2 protein-coding genes are annotated in these 1,318 nt (G+C 40.5%); one reads left to right on the top strand and one right to left on the bottom strand.

Annotated features, from left to right (window positions below; all coding sequences use genetic code 11):
- Positions 1-140 precede the first annotated feature (140 nt).
- A complete protein-coding gene (locus BV372_RS33975; RefSeq protein WP_086691797.1) occupies positions 141-719 on the top strand; it encodes a Uma2 family endonuclease in 579 nt (192 codons plus the stop codon).
- A 295-nt stretch (positions 720-1,014) separates the two neighbouring features.
- Here the strand turns inward: BV372_RS33975 and BV372_RS33970 are convergent, their stop codons facing one another.
- Entirely contained in the window at positions 1,015-1,260 is a 246-nt protein-coding gene (locus tag BV372_RS33970) for a hypothetical protein (protein ID WP_086691795.1), read from the bottom strand.
- Positions 1,261-1,318: the final 58 nt, after the last annotated feature.

Genomic DNA, 1,318 nt, shown 5'->3' with positions numbered 1-1,318 from the left:
GATAAGCGAGGGGTATTACCCCTTATTCACCAGCTGCATCCTTCAAGAAGTCGGGGATCTGAGCAAATCGGACTTTCATCAAGCGAGAATATTCATAGATGTGCAGCGCAGCCGGTGAACAAAAAACGGGAACTACCTTTATGACACCACTTACATTAAATCTCAATTCTGTAATTAAACTGACTTCAGAAGAGTTTTATCAGCTGTGTCAAGATAACCCAGATTTGAAGCTAGAACGTAATGCCGCAGGAGAACTAATTATAATGCCGTCTACTGGGGGAGAGACGGGAAAACGTAATGTTAATTTAATTTTTCAGCTAGCACAATGGAATGAACAAAACCAACTCGGAGAAGTTTTTGATTCTTCTACTGGATTTACTTTACCAAATGGGGCTGACCGTTCTCCTGATGTTTCTTGGGTTGAGAAAAGCCGCTGGAATTCTTTAACTCAAGAACAAAGAGAAAAATTCATTCCTCTGTGCCCTGATTTTGTAATTGAAATACTTTCACCTTCAGACAGGTTGCAAAAAGTTCAAGAAAAGATGCAAGAGTATCTTGAAAATGGCTGTCGTCTAGGTTTGTTGATTAATCGTAAAAAGCAAGAATTAGAAATATATCGTCCTCATCAAAAAGTTGAAATTTTAAAAGCACCGCAAACATTTGCCGCCGAAGATGTGTTACCCAGATTTATCTTAGATATGCAAAAGATTTGGGAATAAAGGCAAACAACATCATAAAAATAGCTCAACCGAGAAGGGAGCATCCCATTTTTTTACAACGTCATTGCGAGCGAAACGAAGTGCAGTGAAGCAATCGCAAATCTCGCACTACGAACAAGTCTATGCGATTGCTTCGTCGTACCTCCTCGCAATGACAACACATATTTTGCATGATTTTTCCACTCCTATAAAGGCACAGAGTCAACACCCTAGGCATTGCCCTCCCTACGTATCAATGAGGTTTTAGACTGGATAAAGGTTTCAGGTCAAAATTTATGTAATTAATTTTGTCTTACTACTTATTGACTCTTCTTTTATCGAAGACGCTGCGCGAACGAGTGTCACCCGTTCCGACGCTCCTTAACCGTAAAACGATGCCTGCTGAGTTTGGTGCGAGTATCAAAGACTCGTCCGCGAGTATCAAAGACTCGTCCGCGAGTATTAAAGACTCATTCACGAGTATCAAAGCCTCATTCACGAGTATCAAAGACTCATTCACGAGTATCAAAGACTCGTCCGCGAGTATTAAAGACTCATTCACGCCTAATGTGAATTAAATAGGTTGAGACTGGAAAGTGAGAACATCAATACCAAAACGG

The sequence above is a fragment of the Nostoc sp. T09 genome (genome assembly GCF_002154695.1).
Classification (GTDB): domain Bacteria; phylum Cyanobacteriota; class Cyanobacteriia; order Cyanobacteriales; family Nostocaceae; genus Aulosira.
This window is presented reverse-complemented; position numbering and strand designations above follow the sequence as displayed.

What these genes read in the sequence shown, in the direction of transcription:
- BV372_RS33975 (WP_086691797.1), top strand. Translation starts at nt 141, where the DNA reads ATGACACCACTTACATTAAATCTCAATTCTGTAATTAAACTGACTTCA.